The 1,896-nt window shown below is 39.3% G+C and carries 2 protein-coding genes and 1 tRNA gene; all 3 read right to left on the reverse strand.

Annotated features, from left to right (window positions below; all coding sequences use genetic code 11):
- A partial coding sequence (locus AC6F75_RS09245; protein WP_500714722.1) for a peroxidase family protein occupies nucleotides 1–995 on the reverse strand: 995 nt, incomplete at its 3' end.
- 293 nt (nucleotides 996–1,288) lie between these two features.
- Nucleotides 1,289–1,360: transfer RNA gene (locus AC6F75_RS09250), tRNA-Arg, on the reverse strand.
- Nucleotides 1,361–1,393: 33 nt separating this feature from the next.
- Nucleotides 1,394–1,896 (reverse strand): hypothetical protein (locus AC6F75_RS09255; RefSeq protein ID WP_500714723.1); only part of this gene is annotated, 503 nt, incomplete at its 5' end.

Raw genomic sequence — 1,896 nt, forward strand, 5'->3', positions numbered from 1 at the left:
TCAAAGTAGCCGTGATCCCATTGGTTAGGGTGAGTAGTCCACGCACCTTCAAGTCCGCTGGTCACGCAATCAGCTGCATTTCCTGTACCTTTTGGGTTCAACCAACCAAAGCCCTGATCTTCTATGTTGGCTCCTTCGGGAGCGGCCCCTAAAATGGAAGCATCACCATTACCGTGTGCTTTCCCAACGGTGTGTCCACCTGCGGTTAAAGCAACAGTTTCTTCATCGTCCATAGCCATGCGCTTGAAAGTGGTGCGCACGTCTTTAGCAGTTCTAAGCGGATCCGGTTTTCCGTCAACACCTTCGGGATTTACATAAATCAATCCCATTTGCACGGCAGCAAGCGGATTTTCCAGTGATTCACGATCTTCATCACTTTCGTAGCGGTTTTTGGTTTCAGCCAGCCATTCTTTTTCTGAACCCCAGTAAATGTCTTTTTCGGGATGCCAGATGTCGACACGTCCACCGGCAAAGCCAAAGGTTTTAAAGCCCATAGACTCATAAGCCATGTTCCCGGCAAGGATGAATAAATCTGACCAGGAGATTTTGTTTCCATATTTTTTCTTGATGGGCCAAAGTAGTCTTCGGGCTTTATCCAGGTTGCCGTTATCCGGCCAACTGTTCAACGGGGCAAAGCGTTGGTTTCCGGTGTTACTGCCTCCACGGCCATCGGCTACTCTGTATGTCCCGGCAGCGTGCCAAGCCATTCTAATCATTAGTCCGCCATAATGACCCCAGTCTGCAGGCCACCAGTCCTGACTGTCGGTCATAAAATTTTTCAGGTCGGTTTTCAGGGCTTCCAGGTCCAGTTTTTTGAATTCTTCAGCATAGTTGAAGTCTTCACCAAGCGGATTGGTTTTAGTGTCATGTTGGTGTAAAATGTCGAGATTAAGTGACTTAGGCCACCATTGCATTACATTTCTCTCGGTTCCTGTGTTGGCACCGTGATGAAATGGGCACTTTCCCTGTGAAGTTGAGTTGTGCGTATTTTCCATAATTATTAGTTTTCGGTTTTAAATTGTTACAAAATAAAGGAATAAAGTACAGGTTTCAGTATAGCTATGAATTATAATTTCTATATGAAAATAAGGTTTGCTTATAGCCGGTAAGGTTCATATAAGTGGGGAATTTGAACCCATAAATTTAACGAAACTTCTTGATATTCCTTTAGAAAAACACTTAAATGTATTCAATGTTTAACACTTTGTTTAAGTGGGGAATGTTTTGTTTATTAGCCTAGTATGTTTAGACGAATAGATTTTTTAGGAGTAAAAAAATGCGAAATTAGTGACCCCACCAGGACTCGAACCTGGATCTAGAGTTTAGGAAACTCCTATTCTATCCCTTGAACTATGGGGCCATTATGAGATGCCTATAATACCAACATAAAGAATTATAGAAACTCTTTTTCTATTAACTCTTTAAAATTTGTTTGGATTTGAGGATGAGTCATTATAACATATTTCTTTGCTATAGTTTTGACTCCTTCAGGCAAGCTTTTAAGGTAAACCAATACATTCTCAACTTCTAAAGGAAGCCCTGTTTTTTCAAAAAAATTAGAAGCTAAGTTTGTCCAAATTACGGCATCTATATCAGTATCTGTTATCCATTTTTCAATGATTTCTTTAAAAAGAAAATTTTCAGGATAAAATCTTTTACTTCTTTTCTCAAAAAATCCAATCTTTGTATCTTTACAGTTTTCCCTAGCTGCAAGGTTCAAAACAGCACTTTTGATTGATCTATATTCTGAAATTACGAATAAAGTAGGTACTAATTTACTCCCATTATTTAAAACTAAAGTTAGACGACCATTTTGAGATATTCTAGCAAACTCAATTGGAAGTTTTGGTCCATTTTTATTCCAACTTTCCTTTAAATCATATTTTAAATTTTGTG

The sequence above is a fragment of the Planktosalinus sp. genome (assembly GCF_059864935.1).